General features: G+C 64.2%; 22 protein-coding genes and 1 riboswitch. Of the genes, 3 read left to right on the forward strand and 19 right to left on the reverse strand.

Annotated features, from left to right (window positions below):
* Positions 1 to 53 precede the first annotated feature (53 nt).
* Both BLU39_RS22595 and BLU39_RS22600 read left to right on the forward strand, forming a co-directional pair.
* Positions 54 to 263, forward strand: coding sequence for a FitA-like ribbon-helix-helix domain-containing protein (locus BLU39_RS22595; RefSeq protein WP_092717120.1), 210 nt, complete (start codon positions 54 to 56; stop codon positions 261 to 263).
* 3 nt (positions 264 to 266) lie between these two features.
* Positions 267 to 683: a PIN domain-containing protein gene (locus tag BLU39_RS22600; RefSeq protein WP_092717123.1), complete on the forward strand. Its 417-nt coding sequence runs from the start codon at positions 267 to 269 to the stop codon at positions 681 to 683.
* A gap of 18 nt (positions 684 to 701) precedes the next feature.
* Here the strand turns inward: BLU39_RS22600 and yacG are convergent, their stop codons facing one another.
* The 6 genes from yacG to BLU39_RS22630 all read right to left on the reverse strand — a co-directional run bounded on the left by yacG (position 702) and on the right by BLU39_RS22630 (position 6,127).
* Entirely contained in the window at positions 702 to 893 is a 192-nt protein-coding gene (gene yacG, locus BLU39_RS22605; RefSeq protein WP_034748814.1) for a DNA gyrase inhibitor YacG, read from the reverse strand.
* Between the two features lie 18 nt (positions 894 to 911).
* Complete coding sequence (gene zapD / locus BLU39_RS22610) at positions 912 to 1,667, reverse strand: cell division protein ZapD (RefSeq protein WP_092717126.1); 756 nt, start codon at positions 1,665 to 1,667, stop codon at positions 912 to 914.
* A gap of 62 nt (positions 1,668 to 1,729) precedes the next feature.
* The gene (gene coaE, locus BLU39_RS22615; protein ID WP_092717130.1) at positions 1,730 to 2,377 is read right to left on the reverse strand and encodes a dephospho-CoA kinase; all 648 of its coding nucleotides are present in this window, start codon (positions 2,375 to 2,377) and stop codon (positions 1,730 to 1,732) included.
* Between the two features lie 32 nt (positions 2,378 to 2,409).
* A complete protein-coding gene (locus tag BLU39_RS22620; protein ID WP_092717253.1) occupies positions 2,410 to 3,279 on the reverse strand; it encodes a prepilin peptidase in 870 nt (289 codons plus the stop codon).
* Positions 3,280 to 3,384: 105 nt separating this feature from the next.
* Entirely contained in the window at positions 3,385 to 4,581 is a 1,197-nt protein-coding gene (locus BLU39_RS22625; RefSeq protein WP_092717133.1) for a type II secretion system F family protein, read from the reverse strand.
* 73 nt (positions 4,582 to 4,654) lie between these two features.
* Positions 4,655 to 6,127: a DHA2 family efflux MFS transporter permease subunit gene (locus BLU39_RS22630; protein ID WP_254789039.1), complete on the reverse strand. Its 1,473-nt coding sequence runs from the start codon at positions 6,125 to 6,127 to the stop codon at positions 4,655 to 4,657.
* A 202-nt stretch (positions 6,128 to 6,329) separates the two neighbouring features.
* Here BLU39_RS22630 and BLU39_RS22635 point away from each other — a divergent pair, with 202 nt between their 5' ends.
* Positions 6,330 to 7,484 carry a hypothetical protein gene (locus tag BLU39_RS22635; RefSeq protein ID WP_092717139.1) on the forward strand — a complete coding sequence of 385 codons (1,155 nt, stop codon included), beginning with the start codon at positions 6,330 to 6,332 and terminating at the stop codon, positions 7,482 to 7,484.
* 66 nt (positions 7,485 to 7,550) lie between these two features.
* On the opposite strand, the gene BLU39_RS22640 is transcribed toward BLU39_RS22635, so the two are convergent.
* The 13 genes from BLU39_RS22640 to cobT form a co-directional block, all read right to left on the reverse strand.
* Positions 7,551 to 9,005 carry a cobyric acid synthase gene (locus BLU39_RS22640; protein ID WP_092717142.1) on the reverse strand — a complete coding sequence of 485 codons (1,455 nt, stop codon included), beginning with the start codon at positions 9,003 to 9,005 and terminating at the stop codon, positions 7,551 to 7,553.
* The gene (locus BLU39_RS22645; RefSeq protein ID WP_092717145.1) at positions 9,002 to 9,799 is read right to left on the reverse strand and encodes an ABC transporter substrate-binding protein; all 798 of its coding nucleotides are present in this window, start codon (positions 9,797 to 9,799) and stop codon (positions 9,002 to 9,004) included. The genes BLU39_RS22640 and BLU39_RS22645 overlap by 4 nt, the downstream gene beginning before the upstream one ends.
* Positions 9,796 to 10,707, reverse strand: a complete 912-nt coding sequence (locus BLU39_RS22650; protein ID WP_092717148.1) for a cobalamin-binding protein — start codon at positions 10,705 to 10,707, stop codon at positions 9,796 to 9,798. Before BLU39_RS22650 ends, BLU39_RS22645 begins: the two co-directional genes overlap by 4 nt.
* Positions 10,704 to 11,690: a threonine-phosphate decarboxylase CobD gene (gene cobD / locus BLU39_RS22655; protein ID WP_092717152.1), complete on the reverse strand. Its 987-nt coding sequence runs from the start codon at positions 11,688 to 11,690 to the stop codon at positions 10,704 to 10,706. The genes BLU39_RS22650 and cobD overlap by 4 nt, the downstream gene beginning before the upstream one ends.
* Positions 11,683 to 12,636 carry an adenosylcobinamide-phosphate synthase CbiB gene (gene cbiB, locus BLU39_RS22660; RefSeq protein ID WP_092717154.1) on the reverse strand — a complete coding sequence of 318 codons (954 nt, stop codon included), beginning with the start codon at positions 12,634 to 12,636 and terminating at the stop codon, positions 11,683 to 11,685. The genes cobD and cbiB overlap by 8 nt, the downstream gene beginning before the upstream one ends.
* The gene (gene cobU, locus BLU39_RS22665) at positions 12,630 to 13,196 is read right to left on the reverse strand and encodes a bifunctional adenosylcobinamide kinase/adenosylcobinamide-phosphate guanylyltransferase (protein ID WP_092717157.1); all 567 of its coding nucleotides are present in this window, start codon (positions 13,194 to 13,196) and stop codon (positions 12,630 to 12,632) included. Before cobU ends, cbiB begins: the two co-directional genes overlap by 7 nt.
* Before the next feature lie 7 nt (positions 13,197 to 13,203).
* A complete protein-coding gene (gene cobO / locus BLU39_RS22670) occupies positions 13,204 to 13,836 on the reverse strand; it encodes a cob(I)yrinic acid a,c-diamide adenosyltransferase (RefSeq protein ID WP_092717160.1) in 633 nt (210 codons plus the stop codon).
* The gene (locus BLU39_RS22675; RefSeq protein ID WP_092717163.1) at positions 13,833 to 14,606 is read right to left on the reverse strand and encodes an ABC transporter ATP-binding protein; all 774 of its coding nucleotides are present in this window, start codon (positions 14,604 to 14,606) and stop codon (positions 13,833 to 13,835) included. Before BLU39_RS22675 ends, cobO begins: the two co-directional genes overlap by 4 nt.
* A gap of 7 nt (positions 14,607 to 14,613) precedes the next feature.
* Positions 14,614 to 15,639 (reverse strand): FecCD family ABC transporter permease, encoded by a 1,026-nt coding sequence (locus BLU39_RS22680; RefSeq protein ID WP_092717166.1) that lies wholly within the window; start codon positions 15,637 to 15,639, stop codon positions 14,614 to 14,616.
* An 89-nt stretch (positions 15,640 to 15,728) separates the two neighbouring features.
* Positions 15,729 to 17,600, reverse strand: coding sequence for a TonB-dependent receptor domain-containing protein (locus BLU39_RS22685; protein ID WP_092717169.1), 1,872 nt, complete (start codon positions 17,598 to 17,600; stop codon positions 15,729 to 15,731).
* Positions 17,601 to 17,728: 128 nt separating this feature from the next.
* A riboswitch (cobalamin riboswitch) is annotated at positions 17,729 to 17,971 on the reverse strand.
* A 44-nt stretch (positions 17,972 to 18,015) separates the two neighbouring features.
* Positions 18,016 to 18,570 carry a histidine phosphatase family protein gene (locus BLU39_RS22690; protein WP_092717172.1) on the reverse strand — a complete coding sequence of 185 codons (555 nt, stop codon included), beginning with the start codon at positions 18,568 to 18,570 and terminating at the stop codon, positions 18,016 to 18,018.
* Positions 18,571 to 18,574: 4 nt separating this feature from the next.
* The gene (locus BLU39_RS22695; protein WP_092717177.1) at positions 18,575 to 19,381 is read right to left on the reverse strand and encodes an adenosylcobinamide-GDP ribazoletransferase; all 807 of its coding nucleotides are present in this window, start codon (positions 19,379 to 19,381) and stop codon (positions 18,575 to 18,577) included.
* Positions 19,382 to 19,383: 2 nt separating this feature from the next.
* Positions 19,384 to 20,424, reverse strand: a complete 1,041-nt coding sequence (gene cobT, locus BLU39_RS22700) for a nicotinate-nucleotide--dimethylbenzimidazole phosphoribosyltransferase (RefSeq protein WP_092717180.1) — start codon at positions 20,422 to 20,424, stop codon at positions 19,384 to 19,386.
* Positions 20,425 to 20,921 lie beyond the last annotated feature (497 nt).

The following is a 20,921-nucleotide window of genomic DNA, read 5'->3' on the forward strand; positions in this document are numbered from 1 at the left end:
TATCGCGCGCGCTTTGCGCTACAGTGCTTTCATCACGCACCGGGGAGTCTCGCATGCCGCTGACACTGACCTTTACCGATACCGATGAATTGCTGATCGCCGCCTTGCACAAGCGTGCCCGCGCGCATGGGCGCAGCATCGAGGACGAGCACCGCGATATCTTGCGCAGCGCCTTGCGGCCGCTGCCGAAGCGCCCGCTCGACGATATTTTGCGTGCCATGCCCGACGTGGGCTTCGATGCGGATTTCGAGCGCCGTTCCTGAACCATGCCTATTCCCGGCTATCTGCTGGATGCGGATGTGATCGTTGCCGCGCGCAAGGGCAGCGCCGCGCCAGCGGGGGTGGCCGATTTTTTCGAGCGGGTGGCGCCCGAGGCGCGCTATGTGCCGGTGCAGGTGATCGCACAGTTGCGCGCAGGCATACAGCGCAGTTGGCGGCGCGAGGCGGCGCTGGAAGCACTGGCGCTGGAAGGCTGGCTGGAAGCCGTGCTGGCGGAATATGCGCCGCGGCTGCTGGAATTCGACCTCGATTGCGCGCTCGTGTGCGCACGCCTGCATGGCCACGCGCACGGCATCGATGGGCAGATCGCGGCGATGGGCATCGCCTATGGCTTGACGGTGGTCAGCGGCAGGCTCGACAGTTTCGCGGCGCAGGGGCTGCGCCTGGAAAATCCGTTTAATTAAGGTCTACTGCGTTGAGGCTTACTGCGGCTTGTTGTCTTCGTCCGCAAGGGGATCTTCGAACGGGTCGGCGGCGGGGATCGTGTATTTTTCTTCGGCCCAGGCACCCAGGTCGATCTGCTTGCAGCGTTCCGAGCAGAAGGGGCGGAATTTGTTGGCTTCAGTCCATTCGACTTTGGCGGCACAGGTAGGGCAATTAACGACGGTCATGATGGCGCAAATAAGTAACAGTTAAAAATTACAGAGCGTGAGCTCGAACGGAACATCTTCTTCCAGCGGCTTGGGTTTCAAGTCGCCGCCCTGGGTGGTGAAGCGTACCCACAGCATGTATTTGTTGGCGGAAATTTCCGGGATGGCGCCGCAGTTTTCGTCCAGGCTCAGGCGCAGCATCTGGTACACCTTGCCTTGCAGCATTTGCTGGTAGCTGCCGCCATTGGCGATCAGTTTAACGGGTCCGCCGGAATCGCGCAGCAGGCGCAAGACGAGGGCCAGCGCATCGAACAGCGGTGCGAGTGGGGCGAACCAGGCGTGGATATCGGTCAGGCGCTGTTCCGAGCTGCGTTTTTGCCAGGCAAAGTAGGACGGCAAGTCGAATTCGCAGGCGCCGCCCGGGATGATGGTGCGGCCGCGGATGCTCATCAGCCATTCATTGTCGCGGATATTCTGGCCCGTCTTGCCTTGCGCCGCCACGAGGGCGCCGCTAACACTGTCGAGTTCGCCGAGGATGGCGTCCAGAGTTTCCGGTTCCACATTCGGATTGCTGCGGTAACCGAGCAGGCTTTGGCGCTGGCGCTCGAGTTCCTGCAGCAGGTCCGACTTCAGGTCGGCGCGGCCCGCCACTTCGAGCATATCGAAAATAGTTGCCAAGGCAACATGGTGCTGCATTGCATGTTCTTGCTGGATGAAGAACTTGAATTTGTCGTACAGGTCTTCCAGCCGCAACAAGGTACGTATGCGTTCGTTGAAAGGGTATTCGTAGACAATCAAAATAATTCCCTTAAGTAAGGACCTGCAAACAATCCCGTGATTTTGAACCAAGCGTCGACAAATTACAAACGTTGCGGGGCCATTCCAGCCATTCTTTTTGAAAATGCCAGATATAAATCGTGCAACTGGGCAATCTGCGGTTCCAGGGACGCCAAATCGCCATTGTTGTCGATCACGTCGTCCGCCGCCGCCAGGCGCATGGCGCGCGTGGCTTGCGTGGCCATGATGGCTTTGACTTGTTCTTCCGACAAGCCATTGCGCGCCATCACGCGCGACACTTGCAGGCTTTCCAGGCAATCGATGACCAGTACCCGGTTGACCCGCTCCACCCAGCCGCCGGACTCGACCAGCAGGGGCACGGCAAAGACCACGTAGCTGCCCGTCGCCGCTTCGGCGGCCGCCAGGGTGGCCTGGCGGATGCGCGGATGCAGGATGGCTTCCAGTTTCGCCTTGGCGGCGGCGTCGGAAAACACGAGCTTGCGCATTTTGCTGCGGTCGAGGGCGCCGCGCGCGTCCGCGTAGCCGGCGCCAAATTCCGCCACCAGGGCCGGCATGGCTGCGCCATTGGGCGCCGTCAGGCTGTGGGCGATCTGGTCGGTATCGACGATGGAGGCGCCGCGCGCGGCGAACATGTCGGCCACCGTGCTCTTGCCGCAACCGATGCCGCCGGTGAGTCCGACGCTGAAATAAGGGACGTGTTGTCGTTGCATGTGTTTTTCCATAGGGGGCAGTGCTGCGCCGGTCAGCTGACGAGGCCCAGCGTGAGCTGCGACAGGGGCGTACCGTACAGCAGGGCGATCAGGCCCGCCGCCGCCAGATAGGGGCCGAACGGAATCGGCTTGTCGCGTCCCCGCTTGGCAAACACGATCAGGCCGATGCCGACCACGGCGCCCACCAGCGACGACAACAAGATGATCGTCGGCAGCATGGTCCAGCCCAGCCACGCACCTAGCGCCGCCAGCAATTTGAAGTCACCATAGCCCATTCCCTCCTTGCCTGTCGCCAGCTTGAAGGCCCAGTACACGGCCCACAGGGCCAGGTAGCCGGCGGCCGCGCCGATGACGGCGTCTTGCAGGGGCACAAAAGTGCCGTTGATATTGACCAGCAAACCGGCCCACAGCAGGGGGAAGGTAAGGTCGTCGGGCAGCATTTGCGTATCGGCATCGATGAAGGTCATGGCGATCAGCAAATACGCAAAAACGAGCGTGGCCAGGCCCGTCCAGCCGCTGCCGAAGTGCCAGATCAGCAGGGCCGACAGCGCGCCCGTCAGCAGCTCGACGAGCGGGTAGCGCACGGAGATCGGTGCCTTGCAGGCGCTGCACTTGCCACGCAGCAGCAGGTAGCTGATGACGGGAATGTTTTCCATGGCCGTGATGCGGTGGCCGCAGGCGGTGCAGTTCGAGTGCGGCAGCATCAGGTTGTAGCGGTCCGTGTGCGGCAAGGGCAAGCCGCTTTCTTCCGCCACGTAATTGTCGGATTCGCGCTGCATCATTTTCGGCACGCGGTGGATCACCACGTTGAGAAAACTGCCGACGATCAGGCCGAACAGGGCGGCGACGAGGGCGACGGGCAGGGTGCCGGGGGCGGCGAACAGCAGGGTATCTTGCAGCATGGTGGCGTTGTCTGAGGTGATGATGTTGCCGCGCAAACATTGCCTGGCACTGCCGCAGTGTAAAACATCTGCCGGCGCATGGGGACGTTTTGCGTGGCTCGATCTTCAAATCACGGCCCCCAGCTTGAAAATCGGCAAATACAGGGCAATCACGAGCGAGCCGACGAGCACGCCCAGCACCACCATCAGCGCCGGTTCCAGCAGGGTCGAGAGGGTGGCCACGGTGGCGTCGATCTCGGCTTCGATGATATCGGCCGCGCGCGACAGCATGGCGTCGAGGGCGCCCGATTCCTCGCCGATCAGGGTCAGTTGCGTCAGCAGTGGGGGAAACACGGCGCTGTGTTCCATGGCCAGGGCCAGGCTGCCGCCGGCGCGGATTTCGCGCTCGATGCTGACCGTTGCTTCCTGGTACAGCGCGTGGCCCGCTGCGGCGCCCACGAGGCCGAGTGTATCAAGCAGCGGCACGCCGGCGGCGAACATGGCAGCCAGGGTGCGCGTCCAGCGGGCGATCGCCGCCTTGCGCAGCAGCGGGCCGAAGACGGGCAGGCGCAAAGCCTGCACTTGCGTGCTGCGTCGCAAGGCGGGCCAGCGGCGCCAGGCCAGGTGCAGCAGCAAGCAAGCAAGCAGAAGCACCACCAGCAGAGCCAGCCAGTAATGGACGAGGAAGGCGGAGACGCCCATGACGACCAGTGTGGGCAGCGGCAACGGTGCGCCGAAGCTGTCGAAGACCTGGCGGAAGGCGGGCACGACGACGCTCATGATGATGGCCGTGACGACGATGGCGACGAGCACGATGACCAGCGGATACATCAGCGCGCCGCGCACCTGCCGCCGCAGGGCGATGGCTTTTTCCTGGTGCGTGGCCAGGCGCGCCAGCAATTCCTGCACGATGCCCGCCTGTTCGCCGGCCGCCAGCAAGTTGCAATACAACTCGTCAAACAGCAGGGGGAACTGGCGGAAGGCTTGCTGCAGGCTGCTGCCCGCTTCGATGTCGCGGCGCAAGTCGCGCATCAGCTCGGTGACGGCCGGCTTGGCGTGGCCCTTGCCGGCGATGTCGAAGGCGTGCAGCAGCGGCACGCCGGCCGCCATCATGGTCGACAGCTGGCGCGTGAACAGGGCGATATCCTTGCGCGTGATGGCCTTGCCTGGCGCGGCGCGCGGGGCTTTTACCTTGCTGGCCAGGATGCCCTGGCGTCTGAGCGCGGCCCTGGCAGTGGTGGCGTCGGCCGCGCGCAAGATGCCCTCGACCGCCTGGCCATGGCGGTCCGTGCCTTTCCACGCAAAGCGCCGCTCGGCCGCCATGTGCACCTCCTGCCGTCACGGTAGCAGTGGCAGGCCAAAGCGCCAGCGGCGCAGGCGGCAAGCTTGAGGTGGCTCAGCCTTTCGTGGTTTGCACTTCCGTCTGTACAACGGCCTGGGCCTTCACGTCGGCCGCGTCTTCCTCGTCGCTGTCCGTGCCCTTGCTGATGCTTTCGCCATCGTCGCGGCGCAAGGTCCAGAAGGTCAGCGAGGACAGCACCGTCAGGGCGGCCAGGGTCAGGAAGGCGTGGTGCAGCGCCGTGCTGAGCATGGCGCGGTCCGACTGCGGCATGTCGCCCAGGTACCAGCCCGTGATCAGCGAACCGAAGGCGAGGCCAAAGCTCATCGACAGTTGCTGCATCGAACTGGCGATGGTGCTGGCCATGCTGGAATCGGCCTTGTCGACGTCGGCATAGGCGATGGTGTTCATGCTGGAAAACTGCAGCGAATTGAAAAAGCCCATGCACAGGCTGATGGCGACGATCACGTACAGGGGCGTGCCCACGCCCACCTGCGAAAACATGGCGATGGTGACGCCGATCAGCACCGTGTTGACGATCAGCACCTGGCGGTAGCCGAAGCGGGCCAGCACGCGCGCGGATATGAATTTCATGCCCATGGCGGCGGCGGCCGACGGCATCATCAGCAAGCCCGACTGCCAGGCGGGCAAGCCCAGGCCCAGCTGGTACAGCAGCGGCAACAGGAAGGGCAGGCCGCCCACGCCCAGGCGCGTGACGAAGCCGCCCACGACGGAAACGCGGAAGGTGCGGATCTTGAACAGGGTCAGGCGCAGCAGCGGGTGCAGCACTTCGTTCGAATGCCAGGCATATGCGGCCAGCAGGCTGATGGAGATGAACAGCAGCACGGCAAACGAGGTGCCGTCGATGCGGTGTTCGCCGAAGATTTCCAGCAGCCACGACAGCAGTGCGATGCCCGTGCCGAACAGCACCAGGCCGATCAGGTCCAGCGGACGCGGCTTGTCACCATAGTAATCGGGCATGTAGCGGTGCGCCAGGTACAAGGCCACCAGGCCGACGGGCACGTTGACGAAGAAAATCTCGCGCCACGACAGCCAGTGCACGATCAGCCCGCCCACCGTGGGCCCCAGCAGGGGGCCGATCAGGGCGGGGATGATGACGAAATTCATGGCCGCCAGCAATTGCGACTTGGGAAAGGTGCGGATGATGGTGAGCCTGCCCACCGGCATCATCATGGCCGCGCCCACCCCTTGCAGCAGGCGCGCGGCCACCAGCATGGGCGCGTTCACGGACAGGCCGCACAGGATGGAGGCGATGGTAAAGATGGCAACGGCGGCGGAAAACACGCGCCGCGTGCCGAAGCGGTCGGCCATCCAGCCGCTGATGGGAATGCACACGGCCAGGCTCAGGATGTAGCTGGTGACGACGGCCTTCAGGCTCAGCGGGGTCACTTGCAGGCTGGCGGCCATGGCGGGGATGGCGGTGTTGACGATGGTGGAGTCGAGTTGCTCCATGAACAGGGCGGTGGCGACCACCCAGGGAAGGTAGCTTTTAATCGGGGAACTGGTCATGGATGCGAGCCTGAGGAGGAAAAACGGAGCCGACAGTACGACGAATTGTCACATAAATGACGCAGGCGTGCCGCCCGCGCCGTGCATATTGCCACCATGCCGGGGATGGCGTCCATGGAACATTTGTTCCATGGCAATAGATTGCGGGCAAGGCTAGCATGTGTTTTCCGGCAGCTCCCGCCTTCCCCGAAAGTCACACCATATGAAAAATACACTTACCTTCCTTGTCCTGGGCGCGGCCCTGTCCGCATGCGGTGGCGGCAGCGATGGCGGCACGCCGGAAGCACCGGTCACGCCGCCCGTCGTGGTGACGCCGCCCGTCGTTCCCGCCGACAGCGTGGCCGTGGCGTCAGCCGCCGTGGCCAAGGAGGCTGGCCTGGCCGTCATCGCCGGCGCGAATGCGGACGAGACGGTGTATGACGTGGCCGCCGACATCGGCGACACGTGGCGCATCACGTTCGACAACGCCAAAAAAACCTTCAGCGTCAAGGTGCTGTCGACGCAGTTCGGCCTGGCCGACCGCAGCGGCAAGTTCAGCGCCACCACCACCGGCAATATCACGACCTATACCGGCACGGACCTGAGCCTGAGCGTCGATGCGCGCACGCGCTTGGTGACGGGGACTGTGAAACTGGGCAGCGTGAATTCCAGCGTCAGCGGCAGCGGCTATGCCGTTACGGACGTGGCCAAGCTGGCCGGCAGCTACATCTTCCTGGGCGCCATGCGCAATGCCTCGAACGGTGGCGACCGTTTCAATCCGAAAGGCAGCCTCAAGGTGGCGGCCGATGGCAGTGCGCAACTGTGCAATGGCGGCGTGTTCAATGCGCAAGGCGCGTGCTCCGCCGTATCGCCGCAGCTGGAAGCGGAAAACGCCAGCCTGACTTTGGTCCGTGACGCGGCGCGTGGCCTGATCATCGCCCGCCAGGGCGGCCAGGACTTCGGCATCGTGCACGTGCACGCGGGGGACCGGGGGCTGGCGCTGTTCATCGACCGCTACAGCCGCAACCAGCAGAACGTGCTGCGCGTGGGCACCATCGTCGCCGCCAAACAGCAAAAGATCGGTACTGAAATCGCCGGCAGCTACGCCTGCGCGGCGCCGGGCATCAGTGCGAAGATCGTCGTGGCCGGCGGCACCGCCACCATCACCAACAACACCGCCGGCAAGACGCATGCGGAAACCATCACCGTCAACAAGCTGGGCCTGGGCGCGCAGGCCGTCGATTTCGATGGCATCGCCGTGTTCAAGGACCCGGCCGACGTGCCGGCCGATTACTCGATGTTCATGCCCGTGTCGTCGAGCATGGCAGTGGAATTCTCGACCGACCGCTCGTATATGGGCACGTGCCTGAAAAATTAAGGGGTGCCGCCACGTGCCTGTGTGAGTAGGTCGGCTTAGCCGGTACGGCATAAGCCGACACCACCATCAGCGTGGCAGCCGCTCCAGCGCATCCATCAATGGCATCGCCGCGTCGGCGATGCGATCCAGGCTGGCCTCGCGCAGGGCGGCGGTGTCCACCGTGTGGCTGGAGTCCAGCCCCGCCCAGCGCAGCAGCGCCGCACACGCGGCTGGCGTGTCGAACATGCCGTGCAAATAGCTGCCGAGGATTTGCCCGTCGCCCGACACGGCGCCTTCCGGCCGTCCATCGATGACAAAGGCCGGCTGCGCCAGCGCCGCGCCATGCGAGATGCCCATGTGGATTTCATAGCCTGCCACGCGTGCATCGGCCGCGCCGGCAAACGCGCAACGGCCGCTCACCTGTTCCAGGCGTTTTTCGCTTGTCAGTTCCGTCACCATGTCGAGCAGTCCCAGTGCCTCTGACTCGCCCGCCGCGCCTTCCACGCCCAGCGGATCGCGCACGCTTTGTCCCAGCATCTGGAAGCCGCCGCAGATGCCCAGCACCTTGCCGCCATAGCGCAGGTGTTTCGCCAGATAGTCGGGCCAGCCTTGTTGCCGCAGCCAGGCCAGGTCGCCGCGCGTGTTCTTGCTGCCGGGCAGGATCACCAGGTCGGCCGCCGGAATCGGCTGTCCCTGCTGGACGAATTGCAGGTCAACCTCGGGGTGGGCGCGCAGCGCGTCGACATCCGTGTGGTTGCTGATGCGCGGCAGTTGCGGCACCACCACCTTGAAAGCGCCCCGTTCGGCCTGCATCGCTTCGACGGCGTCCTCCGCGTCGAGGAACAGGCCTTGCAGATACGGCAGCACGGCCAGCACGGGTTTGCCCGTTTGCTGTTCGAGCCACTCGATGCCGGGCGTGAGCAGTGAAATGTCGCCACGGAAGCGGTTGATGACGAAGCCGATGATGCGCGCCCGTTCGCTGTCGGACAAACAGGCCAGGGTGCCGATGATGTGGGCGAAGACGCCGCCACGGTCGATGTCGGCCACCAGAATCACGGGGCAGTCGACGGCTTCCGCAAAGCCCATGTTGGCGATGTCGCGCGCGCGCAGGTTGACTTCGGCCGGGCTGCCCGCGCCTTCGACGACGACGGCGTCGTACTGCTGGCGCAAGCGCGCGTACGATTCCAGCACGGCGCCCATGGCGATGGTTTTATATTGCTGGTAGTCGCGCGCATCCATGTCGGCGCGCACCTTGCCGTGGATGATCACTTGCGCGCCCGTGTTCGACGAAGGTTTCAAGAGCACCGGGTTCATGTCCGTGTGCGGCGCGATGCCGCAAGCGAGCGCCTGCAGGGCTTGCGCGCGGCCGATCTCGCCGCCGTCGCTCGTCACGGCGCTATTCAGGGCCATGTTTTGCGGCTTGAATGGCGCTACCGTCACGCCACGGCGTTTCAAGATGCGGCACAGGGCCGCGACGATGGTGCTCTTGCCCGCGTCGGACGTCGTGCCCTGCACCATCAGGGCGGGGAAGGGACTCTTCATGTTTGCTGTTCCTGCCACTGCGCGATGATGTCGCTGATCTGGCGCAGCCCTTCGGTAATCGCCGCCGGACCGGGCGATAGGATGTCGGGCGACTTGATCTCGAACAGCATGTCATTGCGTACGGCGGGAATCGCATCCCAGCCCCGGCGTGCCGCCAGTTGCGCCGGCTGGAACTTCTTGCCGCACCAGCTGGCGACGATGATGTCGGGCGCGCGCGCCACCACGCTCAAGGGATCGGCGATGATGCGTTCCTTTGCGCCTGGATGCACGGACAATTCCGGGAAGGCGTCAGTGCCGCCGGCGATCCCGATCAATTCCGCCGCCCAGCCGATGCCGCTCATCAGGGGATCGTTCCACTCTTCAAAGTAGATCACGGGCTTGCGCGTCCAGGTGGCGGCGCGCGCCTTTGCTGCGGCGATGTCCGCGCGCAGGCTGGCGATCAATGCCTGGCCTGCTGCCTCGCGCTGCACCAGCGCGGCCAGCACGGCGATCATGCGCAGGATGCCGTCCACTGTGCGCTGGTTGAACTGGTGCACTTCGATGCCGGCCTTGACGAGGTCGCGGCAAATGTCTGCCTGCATGTCGCAAAAGCCGATCACGAGATCGGGTTTCACTGCCAGGATGCGTTCCAGGTTCGTGGATGAAAATCCGCTGATCTTGGTCTTTTCCTCGCGCGCGCGGGGAGGGCGCACGGTAAAGCCGGATATGCCGGCGATCGTGTCTTCGGCGCCCAGCGCGTACAGCGTCTCCACGGCTTCCGTCGACAAGCAGGCAATGCGCTGGTAGTGACTCATTGCGCCGCCTTGGCTGCGGGAGCGGTGCGGCGCTGGCGCGCCACTTCCAGCTGTTCGCACATGTCGGCCGTGCCTTCGATCATGCGCGGGCCGGCGCGGTTCAGCAGGTCGCCATTGAGGCGGAACAGGTTATTTTTGCGCACGGCCGTCATCGACGGAAAGGCGCGCCACATGGCCAGGCCGCCTTCGCTGCGCGGATCGCTTTTTTCGCTGGTGCCGAAGATGACTTCCGGGTCTTCCTGCAGCACGCCTTCCGGCGTGACGACGGGCGCCACCACCTTCATCGCGGCGAACACATTCTGGCCGCCGCATACGCGCATGGAATCGCTGATGATGCTCGCGCCGCTCAGGGTATATAAAGGTTTGTCCCACACTTGGTAAAACACGCGCACGGGCGGGCGCCGCGCGTATTGCGCCGTCAAGCTGGCCAGCTTGGCGCGCAGCTGGGCGGCCGCAGGTTTGGCCGTTTTCTCCGTGCCCATCAGCTGGCCCAGGCGCTCCATGCTGTCGGGGATATCGGCCAGCTTGCGCGGTTCGCTGTGATAGATGGGCACCTTCAGCTGGCGCAGCATGGCGATCTGGCGCTCGGCGCTGCCATGCATCCACACGACGATCAGGTCCGGCTTCATGGCGATGATGCGCTCCATGTCGTACTGGCGGTTGTCGCCCACCTGCGGAATTTTTTTTGCCGCTTCCGGGTAGTCGCTGTAGCTGACGACGCCGGCGATCCTGTCGCCGCCGCCGGCCGCGAACAGCAGTTCCGTCACGTGCGGCGCCAGCGCCAGGATGCGCTGCGCCGGTTTTTTCACGGTGACGACATTGCCGTCGTCGTCGCGCACGGTGATGGCGGCGTGCGTTTGCAGCGAGACCAGTCCGGCCAGCAGCAGCGATATGTTCAGGGTTTTCATGTGCTTTTCCATGCGGTGAGGGCCTGCTGCAGGCGCAGCCAGGCGTGTTCGTCGGGGGGCAGGCCCAGGCGGATGCCGTGGGCGGCGTGGCGGAACAGGCGCACCCAAATGCCCGATTTCGCCATGTGGCGCCAGAACGCTTCGGCGCGTGCTTCCGGCCACCATTGAAACAGCGCCGTGCCGCTGCTGGCGATGCCGTGCGCGGCCAACAGCTGGTGCAAGCGGGCGCCTTCGCCGCGCAGGCGTTCGCGCATCGCGTCCTGCCAGTGTGCATCGGTAAGCGCGACCAGTGCCACCTGCTGCGCCGGGCCGCTGACCGCCCACGGACCCAGCATGTCGGCCAGTTGTGCCAGCAGCGCGGGATGGGCGGCGACAAAGCCCAGGCGCAGTCCCGCCAGGCCAAAGAATTTGCCAACCGAGCGCAGCACGATCAGGCCCGGCTGGCCTGTGTGCGGACCGAGACTGGCGTGCGCTTCCGTGTCGCCAAACGCTTCATCGACGACCAGCCAGCCGCCGCGCGCGGCCAGCTTGCCCGCCCATGCCAGCAGCAGGGCGGGTGCGATGCGCTCACCCGTGGGGTTGTTCGGATTGCAGACGACCAGCACCTCGCAGCTATCCACCGCATCGGCCAGCTGCGCATACGGCACTTGCCGCAAATGGTGGCCATGCTGGCTCCAGTGGTGCGCGTGTTCCGCATACGAGGGCGCGGCCACCACCACGCGCGACGCTGCGCGCAGCCGGGGCAGGGCCTGAATGGCGGCTTGCGTGCCCGCCACGGGCAGCATGTCCGGCGCGTCATAGTAGGCGCAGGCGGCAGCGGCCAGCGCGGGATCGGCTTCCGGCAGACGGTGCCAGGCGTTGGCGTCGGGTGCTGGCGCTGCATACCAGTGCGGGTTGATGCCGGTCGACAGGTCGATCCAGTCGGCGATGGGCCGTCCATATTCGTGCGCGGCGTCGCGCAGATTGCCACCATGTTCAAGCAAGGTATTTCCCCTTCAGGTAGAACAGGCCCGCCAGCAGCGCCACCCAGATCAGCCACAGCACGGCCGTTTCCGCCACCAGGCGCCAGGCGCGGTCGATGTCACGCGCTTCGGCGGGACGGCCGCTGCCCAGTGGCGGGCGGCGTTCCAGCTCGCCGTCATAGATGGCGTCGCCGCCCAAGGCCAGGCCCAGGGCGCCGGCGCCGCTGGCCATGACTGGCCCGGCGTTCGGGCTGCCCCAGTTGGGCGCCTGCGTGCGCCAGCAGTGCCAGGCGCGCTGCTTGTCCGCCATGGTTTTACCCAGCAAGACATAGGACAGGGCCGTCAGGCGCGCTGGCAGGTAATTGAGGATGTCGTCGATGCGCGCGGCGCAGCAGCCGAACCAGTCGTAGCGTTCGTTGCGGTAGCCCCACATGGCGTCGAGGGTATTGGCCAGGCGGAACAGCACGGCGCCGGGGCCGCCCGCCACGGCAAACCAGAACAGGGTGCCGAAGACGGCGTCGTTGCCGTTTTCCAGCAAGGATTCCGTGCTGGCCTTGGCCAGGCTGGCCGCGTCGGCATTGGCCGTGTCGCGGCTGACGATGCGCGCCGTCAGCAGGCGCGCCCTGTCCAGGTCATCAATGGCCAGGGCGTCGGCAATCGGTTGATTGTGGTCGCGCAGGCTGCGCAGGCCCAGACAAAGATAGAGCAGGAAGACGTGGAGTGCCGCACCGGCCAGGCCGCACAGCCACCAGGAAGCATAGCTGATGGGCAGCACGGCCAGTGTCCACGCCAGCGCGCCGCGCAGCAAACGCCGACTGCCCCGGTTCAGCAGGTGATCGAGCGCGCCGGCGAGGCGGCCAAAGCCGACCAGCGGATGCCAGCGGCGCGTTTCTCCCAGCAGCATGTCGAGCAGCACGCCGGCCGTCATCAAAGCGGCCAGCATGGGCAGCGACAGGCCGCTCAGCATGGGCCGCCTTTCAGGTATAGCGGCAGGCCGGCGGCGACAAAAACAGCCTTGTCGCACACGGCCGCCACGGCCTGGTTCAAGCGGCCCGCTTCATCGGTGAAGCAGCGCGAGATGGCGCCGTAAGGCACGATGCCCATGCCCACTTCGTTCGAGACGAGAACGAGGTCGCAATCGGTCTCGCCAATTTCGGCCAGCGCGTACAGCAGGTGCGCGCGTTCGCTGTGGAACAGCTCGGGCAGGGCGATGTCGCCCACGTCGGGATACGTCTCGCCGCTGGAAAACATCAAATTCGTCAGCCACAGGGTCAGGCAGTCGACCAGCAGCAGCCGGCCGGGCCGTGCTTCCCGCAGAATGGCGTCACCCAGGCGCAGCGGTTCTTCGATAGTCACCCACCCGGCCGGGCGCTGCGCACGGTGATGCGCGATGCGCGTGGCCATTTCGCCATCGCCCGCCTGCGCGGTGGCGATGTAGAGTACTTCCTTGCCGGACTCGCGGGCCAGCTTTTCCGCATGGGCGCTCTTGCCGGAACGGGCGCCGCCGAAGACCAGGGTGCGCGTCATGGCGCTGTTACCACTCGGTGCCGATTTGGGCGCCGATGCCGGCCGCATACGCATGCTTGACGACGGCCATTTCGGTGACGGTGTCGGCGATCGCGATCAATTCGTCCGGCGCGCCGCGGCCCGTGATGACCACGTGCTGCATGGCCGGGCGCTCGAGCAGGTCGGCGATGACCTTGTGCACGTCGAGGTAGTTGTACTTGAGGGCGATATTGAGTTCGTCGAACAGCACCAGGCCGTAGCTTGGGTCGGCCAGGAAGGTCTTCGCCTGCTCCCATGCCAGTTCCGCTTTTTCGATGTCGCGTTCGCGGTTCTGCGTTTCCCAGGTATAGCCTTCGCCCATCGCATGGAAACTGATTTCGTCGGGGAAGCGGCGCAGGAATTTCTCTTCGCCCGTCGACATGGCGCCCTTGATGAACTGTACCACGCCCACTTTCATGCCGTGACCCATGGCGCGGATGGCCATGCCGAAGCCGCTAGAACTCTTGCCCTTGCCATTGCCCGTGTTGACGATGATGATGCCGATTTCCTTGTCGGCCTTGGCGATGGCCGCGTCGATGATGGCTTTCTTGCGTTCCATGCGCACGCGGTGGCGCTCGTTGATGGCGGCGGTTTCCGCGTCTGCAGGTTTGTTATCGCTCATTGTTGATCCTCTTTTGGTATGAATATCTTGCGTTTGCCGTGCTCGATGATCTCGATAGGGTGGCCCAGGTAGTCGCCCAGAATGGACGCCTGCATTACGTCGGCCACGGGACCGGCCAGCCAGCCGCCGTCGCCCATCAGCAGCAACGCGTGGGTCGAGATGCTGTGCGCCAGGTTCAGGTCATGCCCCACCATGACCACGGTTTTATGTTGTTCGCGGCACAGTTTCGACAGCAGGCCCATGACGCTGACCTGGTGCGCCAGGTCCAGCGCGTTGGCTGGTTCGTCGAGCAGCAGCAAGGGCGTATCCTGCGCCAGCATGGCGGCGATCGCCACACGCTGGCGTTCGCCGCCGGACAGGCTGCGCACGTCGCGCTCGGCCAGGTGCTCCACTTCCATCGAGGCCAGCGCCGCCAGGGCGATGCGCTGGTCGTCGCTGCCTTCCCAATAGTGATTGTCGTGATACGGATGGCGCGCCGACAGCACCGTTTCGATCACGCGGTACGAGAACGCGTCGTGACGCGCCTGCGCCAGGAAGGCCCGTTCGCGCGCCAGCTCTTCCAATGGCCAGTCGATCAGGGCGCGGTCCTGTATCGTCACGTGCCCCGCATCCGGTTCGCGCAAGCCGGCCAGGGTGCGCAGCAAGGTGCTCTTGCCCGCGCCATTGCGGCCGATGACGCTCCAGCATTCCCCCTCCCTGATTTGCCAGGTGAGGTTTTCCACGAGGGAGCGCGTGCCTGCTTTCAGGCCCAGTTGGTAGGTGCGTATCATGCTTGTTTCATCCCCTGCGCAAGCGGTGCAATTGGTACAGGAAGACGGGCGCGCCTATCATGGCCGTGACCACGCCGACGGGCAGTTGCAATGGCGCCAGCACGGTGCGCGCCAAGGTATCGGCCAGTACGAGGAAAGTGCCGCCGGCCAGCGCGGCGGCCGGTATCAGCAGGCGATGATCGGGGCCGCAGGCAAAGCGCAGCGCATGCGGCACGATCAGGCCGACGAAGCCCACGCTGCCGGCGCTGGTGACGGCGCTGGCCGTAAGCAGGCCGGAACAGAAAAACAGTCCCTTGCGCAGGGCGCCCACGCGCACGCCCAGGGTGCTGGCCGCTTCCGCGTGCAGCGCCATGACGTTCAGCGAGCGCGCGCAGCGCAAGGCGAAGACGAGGGCGCCGGCCAGGACCAGCCACGGCATCAGCCGCGCGGGCGCGCCGGACAGGTCGCCGATCATCCAGAACACCATGCTGCGCAAGCGGCTTTCCGGGGCGATGGACAGCATCAGGGTGACGATGGCCATGCAGGCCGAGGCCAGGATCACGCCCGTCAGCAGCAAGAGCGAGGCGCCGCCTTCGGCCGCCGTGCCGCCGCGCAGGTCGCGCCGGGCAAAGAAGTACAGCAGCATGGAGACGCCGACGGCGCCGGCAAAGGCGGCCGCATCGACCACCCACAGCGCGCACATGAACAGCAGCGCGGCCAGCGCTCCGACGGAGGCGCCGGCGGAAATGCCCAGCACATACGGGTCGGCCAGGGGATTGCGCAGGAGAGCCTGCATCATCAGGCCCGCCAGCGACAGCGCCGCACCGGTGACAAAGGCGGTCAGGGCGCGGCCCAGGCGCAGGTCGAGCAGGGTGGCGGCGAGGGTGTCGGTCTTGCCCTGAGCGACATGGAACAGGGCGGAAGGCAGGTCGGCGAGCGGAATCGCGATCGAGCCGATCATGCCGGAGAAAATCAGGCTGGCAATCGCGCACACGATCAGCACCGTGAGGATCACGGTGGCGCGGTGGCGCATATTGCGGAAAAATGGGTGCATGTACTGCCTTAAAAACGGGGACTGCAGAACTGCATCTGCGGGCAATGGCAGCAACGCCATCGCCCGCAGCTTACATCATTACCAGGTGTTTATTTCATGCCGTAGCGCACACCGACGAAGACTTTCGAGCCTGGTGTTGCGTAGAAGCGGGCCAGTTCGTAGTCCTTGTTGGCGATATTGTTCCAGCGCGCCAGCGCCGACCAGTCACGCGTGAACTGGTAGGTGGCGTACAGATTGACCAGACCATAGCCGCCCAGGACGTTCTTGTTGGCGGCATCGTCGTAGCGTTTGCTCGACAACTGCCACTCGGCGCCCGACGTCAGCGCGCCAACCGTGTAGTCGACGGAAAAATTGGCGTGCTGCTTGGCGCGGCGTACCAGTTGCTTGTCCTTGGTTTCATCGCGCGGGTCTTGCAGGTCGATGTTGCCGCTGACATTGAAAGCGCCAAATTTGCGGCTGCCGGCCAGGGTGACACCTTCCAGCAGCGCCTTGTTGACGTTGTAGGCACAACCGTAACCGGTGAAACGCGGGTCCGGGCAAGGCGAGGTATTGAGCAGCAGGTCGGTGACCTTGTTATGGTAGTAGGTCGCGCTCAGTTGCGATACGCCGTCGTTGTAGTGCAAGCCTACCTCCGCATTGCGGCCCGTTTCCGGCTTGTTCGACGCCAGGCCATAGCCAGGGTAGTACAGCTCATTGAAGGTTGGAGCGCGGAAGCTGGTGCCATAGCTGGCGTTAGCGCGCAGCGCATTGCTGATGCGGTAGCCGTAGGCGACGCTGCCTGTATTGTGCGTGCCGAACGCGGAGCTGTCGTCGCTGCGGCCGCTGATGTTGAACAGATGCGCGCCGCGCGCCATGTTGTACGCCGCTGCGAAGGACTTGGTATGGCGTGCGCCCGTGACTTCCGGCGTGCTGCTCGACGTGACGTCTTCATCGCGGTAGCTGGCCAGCAGTTGCAGGTTGTCGCGTCCGATGCGGATGTCGTTCTGCCAGGTGATGTCGGTCTGCTTGGTGTCGATCTGGCTCTTGCCCCACGAGTCGGCGCTGCTGTCGTCCCCCGACTTGTCGCGCGCTTCCGCATAACGCAGTTCACTGGTCCAGTTGGGCAGGAATTCGTTCTTCGTGAAGACGGCGATGTTTTCCAGCTTCTGGTCGCTGCGCGCATCGTAGCCAGGACCCGCGTCGTACTGGGCTTTCAGCTTGCTGTTCAACAGGACCAGGCCGACTTCATGGCCCTTGGCCATCTGGTAGCCGAACTGGCCGCTGATGCTTTCCTTGTCGTAGCCATCCTTGTCCGGATTGTAGGTGTATTCCGGTGATGCGCCGAGTTTCGATGCGGAGAAGCCATCCGATTTTTCCTTGCCGGCGCTCAGCGCGTAGCTGAAGCTGTTCGCGCCGCCCGTCGAACCGGCAACGCTGGCTTCCGCCTGGCGCGTGTTGTTGCTGCCGTAACCCGCGAAAGCGGAGAAGCGCGTGGCGCCGTCGCCTTTCTTGGTGAAGATCTGGATTACGCCGCCAATGGCGTCGGCCCCATACATGGTGCTCAGCGGGCCGTAGACGATTTCAACGTGGTCGATGCTCGACAGGGGCAGGGCGCTCCAGTTGGCCGTGCCCAGGGTGGACGAGCCGATGCGCACGCCATCAACCAGCACAATATTCTGGTTGCTGTTCGCGCCACGGATGAAAACGCTGGCCGAGGTACCCGCGCCGCCGTTGCGCGTCACTTCAATGCCGCGCTGCTTTTGCAGCAGGTCGATCAGTGAGCCGGCGCCCGAACGCGCGATGTCTTCCGAGCTGATGGTCTGCGTATCGCTCAATACTTCGCTCAGGTGTTGCGGGTAGCGGCTGGCGGTGACGACGACGGGATCGAAGGTGTCTGGTGTCGCTTGGGCGAAAGCGGCAGGCGCGGCAATGGCTAGCGCGAGCGACGTGAGCGCCGCGTGGCGTGAAACAGCATGGGTCATGATAATTTTCAGTAAGTAATATGCAACCAGCCGACGTCCCCGTAGGCCAGATTGAACAGAAGTGGGAACTGAAGATGACGATCGAAGATGGCCACAGGGACCATTCGGATCGCGAACATCCCCGTTCGCACACTTCCACCTGTCCTGGCCGGTATCCGGGCTGGCAAGTGCGGCTATCCCACCTTCCCATGCTCGATGATTGCAAGCACAGTGGTTGTCAGAGATAGCTTGTCGCCCGCTTCCTGTAGGGAGGGGCGACACTTGCTTACCGTTGCGGGGGCAGCACACGTTCGCCGCAGGCGCGGCATCGTGTTTCCCGTTTAACTGCGCTCATGGACATGAACGCGGGCACCAAAACCCCGCCATTATACGTGCAGTGGACGTCGACTGAAATGGCCGGCCGGGCGATTCGATATCAGAAATCAACGACGACCGTCGCACCGTAGGCGATTTTATGGACGGAACGGGCGGCCAGCAGGGCCGTTTCCTCCAATGGCAGCCGCGCTTGCAGTGCCGACAGCAGGCGGATGGTGCCCGCATGGCAGATGAGGATGGCCGTTTCGTGTTGTTCGCGCAACAGATCGCCTAAAAACGCGTCGACGCGGGCGGCCATCGCCAGCACGTTTTCGCCGCCGCCAGGGCGGTACCAGGCCAGGTCGGCCGCCCAGGCATCGATGTCCGCGCGCGCTATCGCGTGCCAGGGCTGCATTTCCCATGCGCCGAAATCCATTTCGGCCAGCCGCGCGTCAAGGTGCAGGGCGCTGGAAGGCAAGTCCTGCGCCAATGTCGCCGCCAGGCCGGCGCAGCGGCGCAGGGGACTGGCATAGAGCGGCACACCGGCTGGCAGCGTTGCTTGCAGCCTGGCGCGCACTGCGGCCATTTCGTGCGGCGCCACCGCCACGTCGCTGCGGCCATAGCAGGTGCCGCTGGTCACTTGCGGCGTGGGGTGGCGGATGAGGATCAGGCGCATGCTGCTAATAGAGGCGAACTGGCGGTTGAAAACTGGAGAGTAGGGCCAGGTAGATTGCCACTTCCGCTACCTGCTGCACGGCACCGAGGCAGTCGCCCGTATAGCCTTGCAGGCGGCGCTGGCATTTGCGGCCCAGCCAGAAAGCGGCGGCTGCCGCCGCCACGATGGCAAAGACCAGCGCGGCCCAGTCGAATATGCCCAGTACACCGCAGGCGATGGCGGGCAGCAGGGCGCAGACGGCGGCGATGAGGAATTCACCCGTGGCCATTTCCTGCGCCATCGGCTTGGCCTTGCCTTCGTCGCGCGCATAGTCCATGAGCCAGATCAGCGAGACGGCGGCCAGGCGCGAGAGCGGATGGGCGATGAACAATGCCGCCACGATGACGGCCGGCGGCAGCGCAGCCAGCGCTGCGCACTTGATGGCCAGCAGGCAGATGATGCCGATGGCGCCATATGCGCCGATGCGCGAATCCTTCATGATTTCCAGCACCCGCTCGCGCGTCAGGCCGCCGCCGAAACCGTCGCACATGTCGGCGAAGCCGTCTTCATGGAAGGCGCCCGTCAGGTAAATGCCGGCGGCGACGGCCAGCAGCATGGCCACCGTCGAAGGCAGCAGCCAGCTGGCCAGCAGATATACGGCGCCACTGATGGCCGCTACCACCACGCCGATCAATGGAAAGTAGCGCGAAGCGTGCTGCAGCCATGCTGGCTCGAAACCCACCCAGCGCGGTATCGGCAGGCGCGTGAAGAACTGCAGCGCGATGAAGAACAATCGGCATTGATGGATGGCGGCGGAAACCGGATTGGCCATGGTCAGTCTGGCGTGGATTTTTCGCTGACCTGGGCCGACGCGAAGGTGGCCATCTCGCGCATGAAATTGACGGCCGCGTGCAGCAGCGGCAAGGCCAGCGCCGAACCCGTGCCTTCGCCGAGGCGCAAATCGAGGTGCAGTAGCGGACGCGCTCCCAGGCTTTCCAGCAACTGGCGGTGGCCATTTTCATCGGAGCAGTGCGAAAACACGCAGTAATCGAGAATGGCTGGCTGCAAACGGGCCACCACCAGCAAAGCGCTGCTGACGATGAAGCCGTCGATCAGCAGAGTCATGCGCCGTTCGGCCGCCTTGAGCATGGCGCCGGCCATCATGGCGATCTCGAAACCGCCAAAGGTGGCCAGCACGTCGAGTGGCTCGGTGACTGCCGCATGATGGACGACGGCCGCCTCGATCACCTGCTGCTTGTGCAATATGCCTTCCTTCGACAGGCCGGTGCCGGCGCCCACGCAATCGGCGACGGGCGTGCCGGTCAGCTTGTGCATCAGCGCGGCGGCGGCCGTGGTATTACCGATGCCCATTTCGCCAAAGCCCAGTACATTGCCGTCCAGGGTGGCGACCAGGTCCATCCCTGCCTGCATGGCGGCCTGGCATTGTTCCCCGCTCATGGCGGACTCGTTGGCAAAGTTGCGGGTGCCAAGTCCCTGCTTGCGGTCGAGCAAGCCGTCGCGCGGGCCGAAATCGTGGTTCACGCCGGCGTCTACTATATAGAGGGCGCAATCGCTCTGGCGGGCAAAGACATTGATGGCGGCGCCATTGCCGAGGAAGTTCTCCACCATTTGCCAGGTCACGCTTTGCGGATAGGCGGAGATGCCTTCCGCAACGACGCCATGGTCGGCCGCGAAAACGATGATGGCGGGCTGGTGCAAGGCCAGTTGCGTGCTTTGCTGGATCAGGCCGATCTGGCGCGCCAAGGTTTCCAGCATGCCGAGGCTGCCCAGCGGCTTGGTTTTGCTATTGATGGCGTGTTCGAGGGCGCTGGCCAGGGTGGGATTGGCGGTGGGAGAGATGTGTGGGATAGGCATGGGAATCTATATGGATGAAGCAGCGGATTGTCGGCGCTACGATATCACACAGCAATATTTGCCCAGCTGCAAAATAGCGCTTGCAGGGTGTGCGAGGCAGGGCTATAATTCGCCCCCTCGCTGAACGACGCATGCAAATGCCGAGTGCGGTGAGGAAAAGAAGGAGTTGACGGATTTAGCGAAATGCTTCATACTCTTCCTTCTTCGCAGCTGACAAACACAACGCTTTGTCGATAGCGCGAAAGCAGTAACCGAATACAGTTCTTTAACAATTAACAGTCGATAAGTGTGGGCATTTGATGTAAGTGCAGCGTCAATCTTCGGATTGGCGTCTAACTTAAAATATCAAATGTTCACAAGAAATAATGAAATAGGATACTTCTTCGGAAGTAGCCTGTCAGTTTTTTGAGTGAGCGACCCGTCAGCAATGACGGTGCCGGTAAAACGGCAAAGTAACAGAGATTAAACTGAAGAGTTTGATCCTGGCTCAGATTGAA

Origin of the sequence: Janthinobacterium sp. OK676, assembly GCF_900103595.1 — a bacterium.
Taxonomy (GTDB): domain Bacteria; phylum Pseudomonadota; class Gammaproteobacteria; order Burkholderiales; family Burkholderiaceae_D; genus Janthinobacterium.

Bases quoted from the DNA above. Each gene is read 5' to 3' on its own strand.
- coaE (WP_092717130.1), bottom strand. From the start codon at position 2,377: ATGCAACGACAACACGTCCCTTATTTCAGCGTCGGACTCACCGGCGGC.
- BLU39_RS22685 (WP_092717169.1), bottom strand. From the start codon at position 17,600: ATGACCCATGCTGTTTCACGCCACGCGGCGCTCACGTCGCTCGCGCTA.
- BLU39_RS22650 (WP_092717148.1), bottom strand. From the start codon at position 10,707: ATGAAAACCCTGAACATATCGCTGCTGCTGGCCGGACTGGTCTCGCTG.
- cobT (WP_092717180.1), bottom strand. From the start codon at position 20,424: ATGCCTATCCCACACATCTCTCCCACCGCCAATCCCACCCTGGCCAGC.
- cbiB (WP_092717154.1), bottom strand. From the start codon at position 12,636: ATGCTGAGCGGCCTGTCGCTGCCCATGCTGGCCGCTTTGATGACGGCC.
- BLU39_RS22690 (WP_092717172.1), bottom strand. From the start codon at position 18,570: ATGCGCCTGATCCTCATCCGCCACCCCACGCCGCAAGTGACCAGCGGC.
- BLU39_RS22595 (WP_092717120.1), top strand. From the start codon at position 54: ATGCCGCTGACACTGACCTTTACCGATACCGATGAATTGCTGATCGCC.
- cobO (WP_092717160.1), bottom strand. From the start codon at position 13,836: ATGAGCGATAACAAACCTGCAGACGCGGAAACCGCCGCCATCAACGAG.
- cobU (WP_092717157.1), bottom strand. From the start codon at position 13,196: ATGACGCGCACCCTGGTCTTCGGCGGCGCCCGTTCCGGCAAGAGCGCC.
- BLU39_RS22600 (WP_092717123.1), top strand. From the start codon at position 267: ATGCCTATTCCCGGCTATCTGCTGGATGCGGATGTGATCGTTGCCGCG.
- BLU39_RS22630 (WP_254789039.1), bottom strand. From the start codon at position 6,127: ATGACCAGTTCCCCGATTAAAAGCTACCTTCCCTGGGTGGTCGCCACC.
- BLU39_RS22640 (WP_092717142.1), bottom strand. From the start codon at position 9,005: ATGAAGAGTCCCTTCCCCGCCCTGATGGTGCAGGGCACGACGTCCGAC.
- BLU39_RS22625 (WP_092717133.1), bottom strand. From the start codon at position 4,581: ATGGCGGCCGAGCGGCGCTTTGCGTGGAAAGGCACGGACCGCCATGGC.
- BLU39_RS22620 (WP_092717253.1), bottom strand. From the start codon at position 3,279: ATGCTGCAAGATACCCTGCTGTTCGCCGCCCCCGGCACCCTGCCCGTC.
- BLU39_RS22680 (WP_092717166.1), bottom strand. From the start codon at position 15,639: ATGCACCCATTTTTCCGCAATATGCGCCACCGCGCCACCGTGATCCTC.
- BLU39_RS22695 (WP_092717177.1), bottom strand. From the start codon at position 19,381: ATGGCCAATCCGGTTTCCGCCGCCATCCATCAATGCCGATTGTTCTTC.
- BLU39_RS22635 (WP_092717139.1), top strand. From the start codon at position 6,330: ATGAAAAATACACTTACCTTCCTTGTCCTGGGCGCGGCCCTGTCCGCA.
- BLU39_RS22675 (WP_092717163.1), bottom strand. From the start codon at position 14,606: ATGATACGCACCTACCAACTGGGCCTGAAAGCAGGCACGCGCTCCCTC.
- BLU39_RS22645 (WP_092717145.1), bottom strand. From the start codon at position 9,799: ATGAGTCACTACCAGCGCATTGCCTGCTTGTCGACGGAAGCCGTGGAG.